15 protein-coding genes and 2 tRNA genes are annotated in these 16,122 nt (G+C 58.0%); 6 read left to right on the top strand and 11 right to left on the bottom strand.

Features of this window, described 5'->3' with window-relative positions; translation table 11 throughout:
- Positions 1–51: 51 nt before the first annotated feature.
- The 9 genes from rplL to EI77_RS20360 all read right to left on the bottom strand — a co-directional run bounded on the left by rplL (position 52) and on the right by EI77_RS20360 (position 4,766).
- Positions 52–432, bottom strand: coding sequence for a 50S ribosomal protein L7/L12 (gene rplL / locus EI77_RS20400; protein ID WP_133797161.1), 381 nt, complete (start codon positions 430–432; stop codon positions 52–54).
- Between the two features lie 132 nt (positions 433–564).
- Complete coding sequence (gene rplJ / locus EI77_RS20395; RefSeq protein WP_133797160.1) at positions 565–1,095, bottom strand: 50S ribosomal protein L10; 531 nt, start codon at positions 1,093–1,095, stop codon at positions 565–567.
- Between the two features lie 18 nt (positions 1,096–1,113).
- Positions 1,114–1,812, bottom strand: coding sequence for a 50S ribosomal protein L1 (gene rplA, locus EI77_RS20390; RefSeq protein ID WP_133797159.1), 699 nt, complete (start codon positions 1,810–1,812; stop codon positions 1,114–1,116).
- A gap of 48 nt (positions 1,813–1,860) precedes the next feature.
- A complete protein-coding gene (gene rplK / locus EI77_RS20385; protein ID WP_133797158.1) occupies positions 1,861–2,286 on the bottom strand; it encodes a 50S ribosomal protein L11 in 426 nt (141 codons plus the stop codon).
- Between the two features lie 71 nt (positions 2,287–2,357).
- Positions 2,358–2,927: a transcription termination/antitermination protein NusG gene (gene nusG, locus EI77_RS20380; RefSeq protein WP_133797157.1), complete on the bottom strand. Its 570-nt coding sequence runs from the start codon at positions 2,925–2,927 to the stop codon at positions 2,358–2,360.
- A gap of 43 nt (positions 2,928–2,970) precedes the next feature.
- On the bottom strand, positions 2,971–3,192 hold the full coding sequence (locus EI77_RS20375) for a preprotein translocase subunit SecE (protein WP_133797156.1): 222 nt from the start codon (positions 3,190–3,192) through the stop codon (positions 2,971–2,973).
- Positions 3,193–3,238: 46 nt separating this feature from the next.
- Positions 3,239–3,314 (bottom strand) — tRNA-Trp (locus tag EI77_RS20370).
- A gap of 120 nt (positions 3,315–3,434) precedes the next feature.
- Positions 3,435–4,619, bottom strand: a complete 1,185-nt coding sequence (gene tuf / locus EI77_RS20365) for an elongation factor Tu (protein WP_133797155.1) — start codon at positions 4,617–4,619, stop codon at positions 3,435–3,437.
- Between the two features lie 72 nt (positions 4,620–4,691).
- Positions 4,692–4,766, bottom strand: a tRNA-Thr gene (locus tag EI77_RS20360).
- 256 nt (positions 4,767–5,022) lie between these two features.
- Here EI77_RS20360 and EI77_RS20355 point away from each other — a divergent pair.
- The 6 genes from EI77_RS20355 to EI77_RS20330 all read left to right on the top strand — a co-directional run bounded on the left by EI77_RS20355 (position 5,023) and on the right by EI77_RS20330 (position 14,468).
- Positions 5,023–5,235, top strand: a complete 213-nt coding sequence (locus tag EI77_RS20355; RefSeq protein WP_133797154.1) for a hypothetical protein — start codon at positions 5,023–5,025, stop codon at positions 5,233–5,235.
- A 139-nt stretch (positions 5,236–5,374) separates the two neighbouring features.
- Positions 5,375–6,283 (top strand): nucleotidyltransferase family protein, encoded by a 909-nt coding sequence (locus EI77_RS20350; RefSeq protein WP_133797153.1) that lies wholly within the window; start codon positions 5,375–5,377, stop codon positions 6,281–6,283.
- A 279-nt stretch (positions 6,284–6,562) separates the two neighbouring features.
- Positions 6,563–7,606 (top strand): thiamine pyrophosphate-dependent dehydrogenase E1 component subunit alpha, encoded by a 1,044-nt coding sequence (locus EI77_RS20345; protein WP_243838963.1) that lies wholly within the window; start codon positions 6,563–6,565, stop codon positions 7,604–7,606.
- Positions 7,603–8,565 carry an alpha-ketoacid dehydrogenase subunit beta gene (locus EI77_RS20340; protein ID WP_133797152.1) on the top strand — a complete coding sequence of 321 codons (963 nt, stop codon included), beginning with the start codon at positions 7,603–7,605 and terminating at the stop codon, positions 8,563–8,565. Before EI77_RS20345 ends, EI77_RS20340 begins: the two co-directional genes overlap by 4 nt.
- Before the next feature lie 266 nt (positions 8,566–8,831).
- The gene (gene ilvA, locus EI77_RS20335) at positions 8,832–10,082 is read left to right on the top strand and encodes a threonine ammonia-lyase (RefSeq protein ID WP_133797151.1); all 1,251 of its coding nucleotides are present in this window, start codon (positions 8,832–8,834) and stop codon (positions 10,080–10,082) included.
- 747 nt (positions 10,083–10,829) lie between these two features.
- Complete coding sequence (locus tag EI77_RS20330; RefSeq protein WP_133797150.1) at positions 10,830–14,468, top strand: PVC-type heme-binding CxxCH protein; 3,639 nt, start codon at positions 10,830–10,832, stop codon at positions 14,466–14,468.
- A 24-nt stretch (positions 14,469–14,492) separates the two neighbouring features.
- Here the strand turns inward: EI77_RS20330 and EI77_RS20325 are convergent, their stop codons facing one another.
- Both EI77_RS20325 and EI77_RS20320 read right to left on the bottom strand, forming a co-directional pair.
- Positions 14,493–14,969 carry a hypothetical protein gene (locus tag EI77_RS20325; protein ID WP_133797149.1) on the bottom strand — a complete coding sequence of 159 codons (477 nt, stop codon included), beginning with the start codon at positions 14,967–14,969 and terminating at the stop codon, positions 14,493–14,495.
- A 442-nt stretch (positions 14,970–15,411) separates the two neighbouring features.
- Entirely contained in the window at positions 15,412–15,999 is a 588-nt protein-coding gene (locus tag EI77_RS20320) for an REP-associated tyrosine transposase (protein WP_133797148.1), read from the bottom strand.
- Positions 16,000–16,122: the final 123 nt, after the last annotated feature.

Genomic DNA, 16,122 nt, shown 5'->3' with positions numbered 1-16,122 from the left:
CCTTTCAACCGTGCGCCGCCGTAAAGACGGCACACGGGAAAGGACAGGAGGTTACTTGATCTCCACTTTGGCGCCGGCAGCTTCGAGCTTCTTCTTGATCTCTTCAGCTTCTTCTTTCTTGGCACCTTCCTTGACTTTCTGCGGAGCGCTCTCAACGAGCTTCTTCGCTTCAGCCAGGCCCAGGCCAGGAACAACGCCGCGCACTTCTTTAATGACGGAGATTTTGTTAGCGCCGGCATCTGTAAGGATGACGTCGAACTCAGTCTTCTCTTCAGCAGCGGCAGCAGGAGCTGCACCACCACCAACGGCGGCGACTGCGACAGGAGCAGCGGCGCTCACGCCCCACTTCTCTTCGAGGGACTTGACGAGTTCTGCGACTTCGAGGACCGTAAGGCCGCTCAGTTCTTCAACGATTTTTGTAAGGTCTGCCATAATAGTGTGTCGGTGTCGCCGTTTCCCGAAGCATCGGGTGATTTAAGAGAGAAAGCTTTCGCTCCGGCAAGGAACCATTGGATGTTGCGTTCAGGCCCCGATAACAGGGCCATCTGATCAAAGGGGTGGGTGTTAAGCTGCTGCAGCTTCGCCAGCGGCGTCGCTTTTTGCCTTGAGCACGCGTGCCAGGGAGGCAGCAGGCTCGTTGAGGAGGCGGACCAGCTTGGAAGCAGGGGCCTGAAGGACTCCGAGCAACTGGGACTGGAGCACTTCCTTGGAAGGAAGGTCAGCCAGCACCTTGATGCCATTGGCGTCCAGGAGGTTGCCGTCAAGCACACCAGCCTTCACGACCGGCTTGGTGAACTCAGCGGTGAAATTCTTCAGGGTCTTGGCGGCAGCGCAGACGTCCTGGGCACCAGTCACGAAGGCGCTCTGGCCGACGAGGTGGGTGCTGAGGTCGCCTGGGTATCCGGCGCGCTCAGCGGCCTTCTTCACCAGAGTGTTCTTGAACACGTGGATTTCGGCACCGCAGGCGCTCAGGCGCTTACGCAGCTCGGCAAATTTATCCACTTTCAAGCCCGTGTAGTCCACGACGAAGAGGAACGGAGATGCATTGACCCGGCTCAGCAGGTCTTCAATGAGGAGTGTCTTTTCAGCTTTCATGGGTGTCTTTCCTCAGAATTACAGTTTCACGTATTTGGAGACATCAATGCGCAGAGCAGGCGACATCGTCGCAGCCAGCGTGATGCTGTGCACATACTTGCCACGGGCAGAGGCAGGCTTGGCACGGACGATGGAATCGATCAGCGCGCTGCCGTTTTCGGCCAGGGCGTTCACATCAAAGGCGACTTTGCCAATAGTAGCAGCGATGTTGCCGTTTTTGTCGAGTTTGAAGTCCACACGACCAGCCTTCACAGCCTTCACAGCGCCAGCGACGTCGTCCGTCACCGTACCTGTTCTTGGGTTAGGCATCAAACCGCGAGGTCCGAGCTGCTTACCAAGTTTACGAACTTCATTCATGGCAGCTGGGGTAGCGATGGCGACATCGAAATCCATCTTGCCGTCCTTCACCTGGGCGATGAGGTCTTCATAACCGACCAGCTCAGCGCCGGCGGCCTTGGCTGCATCCGCAGCAGCACCGGTGGCGAAAACAGCCACACGGACGCTTTTACCGGAACCGTGAGGGAGCGGGCAAGTGCCACGAACCATCTGGTCGCCCTTCTTCGGGTCGACACCCATATGGAAGGACAGGGTCACGGTCTGGTTGAACTTCGTGCCAGGGAGTTTGCGCACGAGTTCTGCTGCCTCTTCAAGGGAAAAGGTCTTTCCTGCCGGAACCATCTCGGCAGCTTTCTTATATCTTTTGCTTCTTGTTATCATGGGGTCGATGCAGTGCTGTCGAACGGGATCCGTTCTCCTGCGCTTAGGTTAGTCGGTGATTTCAATGCCCATCTGGCGGGCGGTTCCGGCCATGATGCGTGAGGCACGCTCCAGGTCAGTAGTATTCAAGTCCACCAGCTTCATCTTGGTAGCTTCCAGAAGCTGGGCCTTGCTGATTTTGGCAACTTTCTTTTTGGCGGATTCGCCAGAGCCGGAGGCGATGTTCGCCACCTTCTTCAGAATGTTGGAAGCAGGGGGCTGCTTCGTGATGAAGGTGAAGCTCTTATCCTTGTAAACCGTGATCACGGTCGGCAGGACGTCGCCGCTGGACTTCTGCGTGGCAGCATTGAACTCCTTGCAGAAGGCCATGATGTTCACGCCAGCCTGACCGAGCGCAGGACCGATGGGCGGAGCGGGGTTAGCAGCACCAGCCTTGATCTGGAGCTTGATGAGTTTGACGATTTCTTTGGCCATGTTTTTTGTTCGCTTGCTTGAGATTTAATAGAAGCGGCCCCTCGATAATCAGGACCGCCAGTTGGCTTGGATCAGGCTTTCTCCACCTGCCAGTATTCGAGGTCCACCGGAGTAGAACGGCCGAAGATGTTCACCGAGACACGCAACACGCCGCGCTCAGGATCGATTTCCTCGATGATACCCGTCTGGCTCTCGAATGGACCGTCTGCCACGCGGACGCTGTCGCCCACCGTGAAAGCGATCTTCGGCACGACCGAGTCATCCTTGTCGCGCACCTGGGCCAGCATCCCGTCCACCTCACGCTGACGCATGGGGATCGGATGATCCTTGGTACCTGCAAAGTTGAGCACACCATCGGTTTCCTTGACGAAATACCACGTGCGGTCCACGAGCTGATTGTGCTCGTTAAGCAGGTAGCAGTTGGCGATCACGTAACCGGGGAAAAACTTCCGATTGGTCTCCGAGCGCTTGCCTTTCTTCACTTCGGAGACACGCTCCGTAGGCACAAGCACTTCAAAGATGTAATCACCCATCTCTTCTGTCTGAATACGGCGCACCATGCTGTCCCGGACTTTCTGTTCGAAGCCGGAGCGCACGTGAATCACGTACCATTGATCGCGAGGGGCGGGGATAGCTCCCATATAGTCAATCGGTGAGTATTAAATTAAAAAAAATTGGCTGTAATCAGCCGGCGATCCACTTGGCCAAGGCCTCAAAAGCCCCGCGCAAAGCGGTGTCGAAAAATGCCACGAAAGCACCAAGCAAAAGCATCGCGATAAAAACGACAATCGTCGAATCGATCAGCTCCTTGTATTTCGCAAAACCCTTTTCTTTCGGGTCCCACGGCCAATTGGCTTTCTTGAGTTCAATGTAAACTTCACCAAGATAGGTGCGGATGCTGCTCATGTGAATCGGGCGTCAACGGAAAATACTAACGTAAAAGAAGGAAGGATGGCAGGCCAGGAGGGACTCGAACCCCCGACACGCGGTTTTGGAGACCGCCGCTCTACCAACTGAGCTACTGACCTGTATGTGCATTCTTCCTGCGGATTGCGATCATGTCTGCCTGCCTCCCGATGAAGGGGCCGCCGCAGAACCTGTGCGCCAGATTCTACGACGGCTTTGACAAGCGAACAATAAAACGCAGACTAGTCGAGGATGTCGGCCACACGACCGGCACCCACTGTCTTGCCACCTTCACGGATAGCGAAACGGATGGTCTTTTCCATAGCGATCGGGGTGATCAGCTCGACAGTGATCGAGACGTTGTCACCAGGCATCACCATTTCAACACCTTCAGGAAGGGTCACGCTGCCAGTCACGTCCGTGGTGCGGAAGTAGAACTGTGGGCGATAGTTGTTGAAGAAAGGAGTGTGACGGCCACCTTCGTCCTTGGAAAGGACGTAGATCTCAGCCTGGAACTTCTTGTGAGGCTTCACAGAACCTGGCTTGGCGATGACCTGACCGCGCTCGATGTCGGTTTTCTTCACGCCACGAAGGAGGAGACCCACGTTGTCGCCAGCACGACCTTCGTCGAGCAGCTTGCGGAACATTTCGATGTCGGTGACGGTGGTCTTGATGGTGTCACGGATGCCGATGATTTCGACTTCGGACATCTTCTTGACGATACCACGCTCCACACGGCCCGTGCAAACAGTGCCACGACCTTCAATCGCGAACACGTCTTCAACTGGCATCAGGAAGTCCTGGTCGATCGGGCGCTCAGGAAGCGGGATGTATTCATCCACAGCGTCCATGAGTTTGAAGATGTTAGCGCGCTGCGCTTCGTCACCTTCGAGAGCCTTGAGGGCGGAACCCTTGACGATCGGAATGTCGTCGCCAGGGAATTCATACTTGGAAAGGAGGTCACGAACTTCCATTTCGACGAGGTCGAGGAGTTCGGCGTCGTCCACCATGTCCACCTTGTTAAGGAAGACCACGATGGCTGGCACACCCACCTGACGAGCGAGCAGGATGTGCTCACGGGTCTGTGGCATTGGGCCGTCGGCTGCAGAGCAGACCAGGATAGCGCCGTCCATCTGGGCAGCACCGGTGATCATGTTCTTCACATAGTCAGCGTGTCCAGGACAGTCAACGTGAGCGTAGTGACGCTTTTCGGTCTGGTATTCCACGTGAGCGGTGTTGATGGTGATACCGCGTGCCTTTTCTTCAGGAGCAGCGTCGATGTCATCATACTTGCGAGCTTCTGCAAACCCTTTGGTTGCGAGTGTCGTCGTGATCGCCGCTGTCAGCGTGGTTTTGCCGTGGTCAACGTGGCCGATGGTGCCAATGTTCACGTGCGGCTTGTTGCGTTGGAATGCTTCTTTAGCCATGAGTTGATGGTGAGGTTATTGCGCTAGAATGTTCGTTTGTCGTGTAACGGCGATTCCTGTGCATGACTCCGCTGGAGCTGATGAAGGGGATTGAACCCTCGACCTCGTCCTTACCAAGGACGTGCTCTACCACTGAGCTACATCAGCAAAATTTATCCGGCGGCGACTCACGAAGAATCTCCTCCTCTTTCGACAACAAAACCGGGACACATGGTCTATCCTGAATAAGATCAGGCGACAATACACCCCGGCTCTTTTGGTGAAAAAGTGGATTGAGGGTAGATGGTAAGCGCCTTCTGTCAAAGACATTTTAGTCTCTTTTTGTGCATTTCTTCATTTATCTTCACCAAAAGTGCTCCTCAGCTTGGCAACTTTCTCTTTCCTGGCCATTTACACCCTCATTATGACCCGCCCCGAAGCCATTCAGCAAATCCGTGACGCCTGCAAAACCATCGCCCTTCAATTCATGAAGATCCACCCTGCCCTCCCGCACCTCCAGCATGGCGAAACCATGGGCGATTGTTTGAAGGCCCTCCATGAAATGACCGTGCAGCTCGAAACCATTAAAAAGAAAGTCGGCAAGCTGGAGCGGGAAGACGATAGCACCCTTCTTTAGTAGGGCAGCACCGCGCGGCTAACCAATAGTGCAGCCGCCTCTCTATTCCTTCCAAAAAAATGCCACCTCAACGTTTGTTGACGCCTCGCATGCCCTGCCCATCAGTGCAGCCCTTCTAATTTCCCCTCTTTTATATTTCATGAAACCCACTCTCCTCATCCTCGCTGCCGGCATGGGCAGTCGTTACGGCGGTCTCAAACAGCTCGATGCCATGGGCCCTTCCGGCGAGGTCGTGCTCGATTATTCCGTCTTTGACGCCATCCGCGCCGGTTTCGGCAAAGTCGTCTTCGTCATCCGGCGGGATTTTGAAGAGCAGTTCCGCAATCAGATCGGCAGCAAGTTCGGCGACCGGATCGCCGTCGATTATGCCTTCCAGGACATCAATGATCTCCCCGTCGGCTTCTCCGTGCCAGAAGGTCGCACCAAGCCCTGGGGCACCGCCCATGCCGTGCTGGCAGCGGAAGGCGTCGTCAATGAGCCCTTTCTCATGATCAATGCGGATGACTTTTATGGCCGCGATGCCTTTGCTAAAATCGGCGCAGATCTCTCCTCCCCTCGCCCAGAAGACGGCAAGAGCCACTACTCCATGGTCGGTTTTTATCTGAAAAACACCCTTTCAGACCACGGCAGCGTCGCCCGTGGCGTATGCACCCGCGGTGCTGACGGCATGCTCAGTTCCGTCACGGAAATGACCAAGATCTTCCGCACCTCCACCGGTGCAGAAAACCGCGAAACCGAGCCCCCCCTTCCCCTCACAGGAGAGGAAGTCGTCTCCATGAATTTCTTCGGTTTCACCCCGGACATCTTCGGCCACCTGCGCACCGCCTTCACCAAATTCTTGGAAACCAGCGGCACCGACCTCAAGTCCGAGTGCTATGTGCCCAAAGAAGTGGATGTCCTCATCCGCGATGGCAAAGCGGATGTCACGGTCCTGGAATCCAATGATTCTTGGTTCGGCGTCACCTACCCTGAAGACAAGGCCGACGTCGTCGCCAGCATTCGCGCCCTCGTCGCAGCCGGTGCCTATCCTGAAAATCTCTGGGCCTAGCCCCAGGCGATGCAGGGCGCTGTTATCAGGCCTCTTTTCCAGAGCTACCCAGCGCCCTGCTTTGATAAAGGGAAAATTTCCTCCGGTATTGCTAGCCATAAAGACCAGCTCCCTCACATCACAGTCCCGCCGCCGCTTCCTTATTCTCTGATAAATGAGAACTCCCAGGCCGCATACCCTTCTTCCACCATTTTCCCCTCTGGACAATCCCGTGGGAATGTGAAAACGTCTCACGATTTGGTATCCCCCGCTGCCATCAAAGAATGATCCATCTCCACCGTGCCTGCTACCTCAACGCTATCCAGCCCTGATGTCGCCGCCCCTGCGGACCTGCGTGATGACTTCCTGAAGACATTGCGTTGCATGATCGTCTCCCGCATTTTGGAGGAGAAACTCGGCAGCCTCTACCGCGCTGGTGGCCGCATTGTCGGCGGCGTTTATCTGGGGCGTGGTCAGGAAGCATTCAGTGCCGCCGCCGGAAATAATCTCCGCTACGGCAAAGACATTTACGGCCCTCTCATTCGTGACCAGGCTGGCCGCATCGCCTATGGCGAGCCCCTTCTGGACGCCATGCGCACCTACCTGGGCGTCGTGACCGGCCCCATGCGTGGTCGCGATGGCAATATCCACCGGGGAAGGCCCCGTGAAGGTCTCATGGCCATGATTTCCCATCTAGGCAGCCTCCTTTCCGTCGTCTCCGGTGCCCTCTTTGCACGCCGCCTGCGCGGCACGCTGGGGGATACCGTCGGAGCCACCAGTATTGGCGATGGCGGCACCTCCACCGGCGCTTTTCACGAAGGTCTGAACATGGCCGCCGTGGAAAAACTCCCCCTCATCATTAGCGTCGCTAACAATCAGTTCGCCTATTCCACCCCCACAGCCCGCCAATATGCCTGTGAGGACCTCGTGGATCGCGCCCGTGGCTACGGTGTGGATGGACACAGCGTGGACGGTACAGACCTCCTCGCCTGCGTCGCCACCTTTCGTACCGCCTTCGCCCGCGCCCGCGCCGGTCACGGCCCCCAGATGGTCGTCGGAAAGCTCCTTCGCCTCGGCGGTCACGGGGAGCATGATGACGCTTCCTACATTCCTGATTCCGCCAAGCACAAACATGAAGCGCGCGATTGCATTGAGGTCGCCAAACAGCAGGCCCTGGAATTTGGCTGGGCCACCGAAACCGATTTCCGCACCTGGGAGGAAGAGGCCCGCCGCGAAGTTGACGCCGCGCAGGCCATCGCCAGCAAAGAACCCACCCCCGATCCCTACCGGGAAACCTGGCATGCCCTGTCCACCAGCGGGCTAGTAGAAGGACAGCACGGATGAGTATCACCTATCTCGAAGCCATTCGCGAGGCGCAGTATGAGGCGCTCCGCTCCGACCCCAACGTCTTCCTTTACGGACAGGACATCAGCACCTTCGGCGGGGCTTTCAAAGCCACTAAAAATCTCAGCCGCGAATTCCCCGGACGCGTCTTTGATTCCCCCATCAGTGAGGATGCCATGATCGGCATGGCCGTCGGGGCCGCTATCGAAGGCGCCCGCCCCATCATTGAGATGCAGTTTGCGGATTTCTCATCCGTCGGCTTTAACCAGATCGTCAACCAGGCCGCCACGCTTTACTGGCGCACGAATACCCCCTGCCCCATCACCATCCGCATGCCTTCTGGCGGCACCGCAGGCAGCGGCCCATTTCATAGTCAGAGCATGGAGAGCATCTATGCCCACTATCCCGGCATCGTCATCCTCACCCCCGCTACCGTCGAGGACGCCTACTGGATGCTTTTGCAAAGCGTTAAGCTCAATGATCCCGTCATCTTCTGCGAGCACAAGTTCCTCTATTACCACCTCAAGGCCGAAGGCTTCGGGGATAATCTTCCCATAGGCAAGGCCCGCATCGCCCGCCCTGGCCGAGATGCCACCGTCGTCACCTACAGCGCCATGCTTCATGAAGCGCTGAAATCCGCCGAGGAACTGCAAATGGACGGCTACCAAGTGGAGGTTGTGGACCTCCGCAGTGTCAAGCCCATGGATACGGATACCATCCTTGCCTCCGTCTCTCGCACCGGACGTCTCCTGGCCGTCGGCGAGGCCTTCCCCTGGGGTGGAGTCACCGCAGAAATCATCGCCCGCGTCAGCAGTGAGGCCTTCCACATGCTCGATGCCCCACCGATGCGCCTGAACTCCAAGGACACACCCATCCCCTACCATCCTAACCTCTGGAAAAGCCATCGCCCCACCACCAATAGCATCACCGCCGCCCTGCGTGACCTGCTGAGGTATTGAGGATAATGAGGATCCGTTAGGCCGAAATCCTCTCTCGGCGTTCATGCCAGCATTGACACCATAGCCTTTACTAGCAAACTACACTGCCTTTAGAATGCGTTCCCTCTCCCCTCTTTCCATGCCGATCCTCGTGATCATTATTGGAGCCCTCTCAGGGCAGGGATAAACGCGCCATTTTCAAAGAAATCGCCTTTTAATCCTCCGCCCTGAGTTTCACGACTCAGGGCTTTTTTGTTGCCCCCTGCTCGCCCCTGCCCTTCTTCACAATGAAAGCCGCCCCCGACTGCACCGTCTCGCTCTCCGAAATCATGGCCGCGCGCCTGCGTCTGAACGGGGCCATCGCACGCACACCTTGCGTGGAATCCGCCGCCCTGAGTGAACTGACCGGAGCACGCATCTTTTGCAAGCAGGAGCATCTGCAGCGCACGGGCAGTTTCAAGGAGCGCGGCGCACGCAATGCACTCGCCCAGTTGACGCCGGAACAGTCCTCACGCGGTGTCATCGCCGCCTCCGCCGGCAATCACGCCCTGGGCCTTTCCTGGCATGGGCGCGCATTGGGCATTCCTGTGACCGTCGTGATGCCCCGCTTTGCCCCGCTGGTAAAACTGGCCCGCTGCCGCCAGTTCGGTGCCACCGTCGTCCTGCATGGAGATACTTTTGATGAAGCCCGCAGCGAGGCCACCCGCTTGGCTGAAGAAAAGAAGCTGACCTATGTGCACCCCTTTGATGATCCCCAAGTCATCGCCGGACAGGGCACCCTGGCTTTTGAAATCCTCGAGCAGGTGCCAGATGCGGAGGCCATCATCGTCCCCGTCGGCGGCGGCGGTCTGCTCGCAGGTGTCGCCACCGTCCTTCAGGCGCTCAAACCGGACCTGCAAATCATCGGCGTGGAGCCTGCCAATGCGGCCTGTTTTGCCGCCGGGCTGGCCTCAGACGGTCCCGTGCGTATCTCCACCAGATACACCTTGGCCGATGGCCTTGCCGTGGCGGAGGCAGGCAGGAACACCCTGGCCATCGCCCGTCCCTTAGTGAACCGCATGGTCATGGTCGGGGAGGAAGAACTCGCCCTCGCCATGCTGCGGCTGGCTGAGCTGGATAAGTGCGTGATCGAAGGAGCCGGAGCCGCCGGACTCGCAGCTTTCCTCGGCGGGCATCTTCCAGATCTCACAGGCCGCCGTGTTGTCGTTTTACTCACGGGTGGCAATATTGATCCCTTGGCCCACAGCCGGGTGATCGAGCGCGGCCTCGCTGCCGATGGCCGCATCTACCGGTTCGATGTGCTGCTAAGCGACCGCCCAGGCGGCCTAGCCCACCTTTCAGCCGTGCTTGCAGCCGCCGGTGCCAATGTGACCGAGATCGTCCACAACCGCACCTTCTCCGGCCCAGACCTTTCCCGGGTGCATGTGCTCTGCACCATCGAGACCCGCGACCGGGCGCACATCGCCGAAGTCCAGCAGCGGCTGGCCGATAACGGCGTAGAAATCGCCCAGGCAGACCGCTCCATCCTTCCCAAGTAATGCGCCCGCCACCACGCCCCCACCCTCCCCTCCCTGCATTGACTCCAACATCATATTACCTTACATTATTTAATAATACCCTCCACCACACCACAAAAGTAGCCTGCTCAGTCCCCTGAGCAGAAGCCGCCCCGAAGCCCCCTCCGCCCTCCTACCACCAGCCCACCACCGAAGCACCCCACACCACTCCCCAAAAGTAGCCTGCTCAGTCCCCTGAGCAGAAGCCACTCCGAAGCCCCCTCCCGCCCTCCTACCACCAGCCCACCTTCGAAGCCCCCCACACCACTCCCCAAAAAGTAGCCTGCTCAGTCCCCTGAGCAGAAGCCACTCCGAAGCCCCCTCCGCCCTCCTACCACCAACCCACCACCGAAGCACCCCACACCACTCCCCAAAAAGTAGCCTGCTCAGTCCCCTGAGCAGAAGCCACCCCGAAGCCCCCTCCCGCCCTCCTACCACCAGCCCACCACCGAAGCCCCCACACCACTCCGTCTCCCCCTCTCGCTGAAAGAAAACCACACCAGTTCACGAAAACATCATCCCCCGGTCCTTTTCCCCGCCTTCCCCAAAAAATCCCCACAGTCCCCAGGCGGGGATTTCATGGGGATGAAAATCCCCATCGCAAAGATCTCATTCCCAATGTTTTAAGCCCTCAAATCCCCACATGGGGATAAATTTAAAACACTCCCCAAGCCTTGCCCCCCACCGGTTCCCACCTTACCCTTTCCGCCACTTTCACACAGGTTCATCATGTTACGCTTTCTTCTCGCCTGCCTGCTTATCTCCTCAGCCACTGCGGCCCCCGTATCCCTCTTCAACGGCAAAAACCTCAATGGTTGGGAAGGTGAAACAACCCAAGTCTGGCGCGTCGTGGATGGCACCATCGTTGGCGGCTCCTTGGAGGGAAACCCGCAGAACGAATTCCTGGCCACCAAAAAGCAGTATCGGAATTTTCACCTCAAGCTCGAATACAAGCTCGTCGGCACCGAGGGGTTTGTGAATGGTGGCGTCCAGTTCCGCTCCGTCCGCATCCAGGAGCCGCCCAATGAAATGATGGGTTATCAGGCGGATATCGGCGCAGGTTACAGCGGCTGCCTTTATGATGAATCCCGGCGCAAAAAGATGCTGGCCACCGCCGTCAAAGAGATCATCGAAAAAGCCGAGAAACCTGGCGAGTGGAACACTTATGAGATCATCGCCGAGGCCGAGCGCATCCGCCTCATCGTCAATGGTGTGCGCACTGTGGACTACACCGAGCGCGGCTCAGACATCGCCATGAAGGGCCACATCGCCCTCCAGATCCACGGCAAGTGCAAAGCCGAGATCGCCTACCGCAACATCGTTATTGAAGAACTACCCGATGCCCTTGTCCCGGGTGAAAAGGAAGTCCTCAACCGTTTTGGTGAGCCGGATGCAGCCCGCTCTGTCCTGGCTCCCTTCAAGGATGGAAAATTTGAAGTCAGCGACCAGGAAATCATCGTCTTCACCGGTCAGACCAACCTCGTACGCGAGCAAAAATCCGGCGAGCTGGAATCCGCCCTCACCCATGCACTCGCTGAAAAAGCTCCCCGCTTCCGAAGCATGGCCTGGGAGGGCGATACCGTTTATGAGCAGTGGCGTGACCTCAACTTTGGCGATTGGAAAGGCCAGCTCCAGGCCGTCGGCGCAGGCATCGTCATCGCCCAGTTCGGCCAGGTGGAATCCTTCGATGGCAAAACCCGCCTCGCCGAATTCCAGTCATCCTACAATCGTTTGTTAGACCAGTTTAGCAGCAGCACCCCGCGCCTTGTCCTCATTGGCCCCATGCCCTTTGAGAAAACCGACGCCCCACACGCGCCCGACCTCACCCTCAGGAACGACGACGTCGGCCTTTATGCCAATGCTGTGCGGGACATCGCCAAGCAGCGCGGTGCCCTGTATGTGGACCTTTACACGCCCCTGTCCGAGCGCAGCTCCAGCCAGCCGCGCCTCACCGACAACGGCCTGCATCTCAATGAAGAAGGTCTGCGCGTCGTCGCCCGCCTCATCACCAGCCAGCTCGGCGTCTCCATCAGCGAGGCCGATGACCTCACCGCCCTCAAGGCCGCCATCGTTGAAAAAAACCGCCTCTGGTTCGACTGCTGGCGTCCCGCCAACTGGTCCTTCGTTTACGGAGATCGCGTCACCCAAATGTTCGGCAAACCCTCCGAAAACGCCCCCTCACTGCGGGAAAGTTTCGAAAGCTACAAACCCCTCATCGCCACCCACGATGCCCACATCCTGGCGATAGCCCGCTCTGTAGTCCCGGCTTCAGCCGGTTCAGAAAAAGCTGCCTCCCTCCCCCCTCCGGCTGAAGCCGGGACTACAAAGCCCTCCCCTCCGCCCCTCACCCCCGCCCAGCAGCTCGCCGCCTTCACCGTCGCCGACGGCTACGAAATCAATCTCTTCGCTTCCGAAGAACTCGATGTCGCCAAGCCCACCCAGTTCTCCTGGGACGAGCGCGGTCGCCTTTACGTCGCCTGCTCCCCCACCTACCCACACACACTTCCCGGCATCCAGCCCAACGATTACATCCTCATCCTCGAAGACACCAATGGCGATGGCCAGGCGGACAAATCCACCCGCTTTGCCGAAGGCCTCACCATGGTCCAGGGCGTCGAGCCCGGCGATGGCGGCGTTTACGTCTGCGACTTTGACCAGATCCTCCACCTCAAGGATACGAATGGCGACGGCAAGGCCGATGTGAAAACCGTTCTATACTCAGGCTTCGGCATCGGGGATACTCATCAGCTCGTCAATTCCATCTGCCACGGGCCAGATGGCAGCCTCTGGTTCACCCAGGGCCTGCACGCGTATTCCCGCGTAGAAACCGCCCATGGCCTAGCCATTTTGGAGAAAGCCGGTGTCTGGAAGTATAACAAACGCACCCAGAAGATGGACGCCTTTTTCAATGGCGGCAAAGCCGGGCACAACTGCTGGGGAGTCGCCTTCGATGACTATAACCAGGTCTTCCACAAAAGCGGTGACCGCCCCGCCGGATACTTTAGCACCCCCGGCCTCATCGCCATGAAAGACCCCGATGAATACCATCCGACAGGCATGCTCTTCGATACCAATCCCAAGACCAATTCCATCGAGATCATCGGCACCCGAGCCCTCCCGGATGACATCCAGGGCAACGCTCTCATTGGCGGATACTTCGGCAGCGTCGTGGAACTGCACCGGTTCGAAGATGCAGGCTCCGGGTATAAAACCACCCAGTTGCCCAAGCTCGTCACCTCGTCCGATCCCTCCTTCCGTCCCGTGGATGTCAGCGTCGGTCCCGACGGTGCCATGTATCTATGCGACTGGTTCAATCCCGTCATCGGCCACTATCAGGCCAGTTATGCCGACCCGCGTCGCGACCGCCAGCATGGCCGCATCTGGCGCATCACCGCCAAGGGCCGCGCTCCTGTAAAGCAGCCAGCCTTGGCCGAAATGAAGCCCGCCGAACTCCTCGCCCAGCTCGCCTCGCGTGAGCGCTGGACCCGCTACCAGGCCAAGCGCCTGCTCTTCGACGGCCTAACCAAAGATGTTATCCCCGCTGCTGATGAATTCATCGCCAAAACCCCGGACGAGCATCATCTCATGGAAGTTTGCGGTGTCTATGAGGCCCACGAGCACGTCAATGAATCCCTACTCAACCGCCTGCTGAACGCCAAGGATGCCCGCATCCGCGCCTATGCTGCCCGCGTCGTCGGAGCCTGGGCAGACCGGCTTCCCGATGCACTCGGTCAGCTCGCCAAAGCCGCCCATGATGAGCATCCACGAGTGCGCCTGGAGGCTGTCGTCGCAACCGCGCGCATCCCGAAAGCCGAATCTGTGGCAGTGGCCACCCAGGTGCTGGATCATCCCATGGACAAGTTTCTCGACTACGCCCTCCGGCAGGCCGTGCGTGCCCTCCAGCCCCAGTGGCAGCCTGCCCTGGCCACCCTCACCTTTCAGCAACCCGCCCAGGCGGAGTATGTCAAAAAGATCGCCAACGCCGCTCCAGTCATCACCCACCCAGGAAAAGCCGTCTATGATGCCCTCTGCCTCAATTGCCACCAGCCTGAAGGCAAGGGCCTGCCAGGGATTTACCCCAGCATTGTCGGGACCGACTGGATCAAAGGTGACCCCGCCCGCCTCATCAAGATCGTCCTCCATGGCCTCAGCGGCCCCATCCAGGTGGATGGTCAGGAGTTCAAACAAATGGCCCCGCTGCCCATGCCCCCCATGGGCCTGGATGACCAGCAGATGGCTGACGTGCTCAGCTACGTTCGTTCCAATTTCGGCAATGATGCCAGCCCCATCACCCCGGATCAGGTGAAGCAGGTGCGCGCAGCCAACAGTGACCGCAGCACCTTCTGGACCCAGGGCGAACTGCAATGACCTGACTGGGCTTCGCGATATACTTTATGGCAAGGCACTTGGCCGGGTATTCACACCCGGCAGCAGCAGCAAAGCGTCAGCCAAAGGTGAAGAAGAATCCGCAGGAAGTTCCGGTTCGTGAGGGATCATCCTCTCCGCCCGGACGTTCATATTCGCCCGACGCTGAGGCGGCTGTTGCAGAGCCTTTTTCGCCTTCTCACTCCACAGGGTCACCCGCTCATCCACCGTCTCCCAGGGCACCGAGAAAGACGAGAACGCGACGGCCATCACCGCCAGCCAAAAGGTCGGCACATTCAGGCTGGAGCGGCGTCCCGTCTCCTCCACCTGCTTCAGCCGACGGGTCACATCTTCCAGCTTCCGCAGCGTCTCCGCATGAGCCTTTTGGGCCAGCTTTTCCCTCACATAGGCCATCACCCCCGGCGGTGTGCGCGGGGCTGACAAAAGACGCCACAACTCGCCATCGCTGGCGGTATCAATCTTCGCTTTTCTCTCCGGACTCATCAGGTACAGACTTTGGCTTGTTCAACATCCATGGTTATCCGGTAGGGGGAACCGGTGGGGTTTCGAGCCCTCCTTTGAAAGGCTCATCACCCAATCACAACGCTGCCCAAACATCGCCGGATGAGTAAAACAAATATTTGTGGAATTTGAACAAACCAGTCGGAGCACGAGTATTCTACTCGCCTCACTTTCCTCCGACCTCGAAAACCATCCACGACAGGGACGTCACAGATCCCCATTCCGGAGATTGCCCGCACCTCCACGCCTCTTTCAGAATGGCGAGTAGCATTCGCTTCGCTCAGCATACTCGCGCTCCCCCCATCGGCATCGCAGCCGGAGCGCGAGTATCCTACTCGCCTAACTTTCCTCCGACCCCGAAAACCCTCAAAGGCAGGGACGTCACAGATGCCCATTCCAGTGATTGCCCGTGCCCCCCACATGCCTATGTCATCCACCTCCATTTCCTAGCTGCGCTTGACCAAGGCCAATCGACTGCCTTCCCAACAAGCCCTGCCTTCACCGGATTGGACTCGATGTATAAAACTTCATTGTACTGATGCTCTTCATCACGCATGAAGGTATCATAGTAATCCTCCTGCCAAAAAGGTCCGGACTGGCCGAGAAGCCTATTGATTTCACGAGCCGTGAAGGTCTTCCATGAATGAACGACCCTACCGAGGGGATGTCCCATGAAGGTCTTCATGAGAACATGAACATGATTGGGCATAATGCACCAAGCAATCAGCTGGTAACGCTGGCCCTCAAAATGGAGCAATGCCTTTTCAACAATCTCCGCACACTCCTGACGACGAAGCACACAGGAACCGCTCCCTCGATCCAGATAGAGCTCGATCTGCCGAATCCGCTCGCGGTCATCGAGGCTTTTCAACAGGTGTTCCCATTCCAACAGCTTTTCCTTTGGAAGTGAATCCGCCAACCGGAAAGTTACGGATTGGACGAGCTCGGCATGATCATAATGCGGCAGAAAACCCCGATCAGTCCAACCCGAATGGTCTTTGGAGATGGCCATAAAGCAGGAGGTAAAAGATCGTGCTACCCGGTCAAGCTGAATCACAACGAATGGCGAGCAGCCTTCGCTTCCCCGGAGCGTGAGTATCCTACTCGCCTAACTTTCCTCCGACCTCGAAAACCA

The organism is Prosthecobacter fusiformis (genome assembly GCF_004364345.1).
GTDB lineage: Bacteria > Verrucomicrobiota > Verrucomicrobiia > Verrucomicrobiales > Verrucomicrobiaceae > Prosthecobacter > Prosthecobacter fusiformis.
Note: the sequence above shows the minus strand (reverse complement) of the source record. Positions and strands in the feature narration are given on the sequence as shown.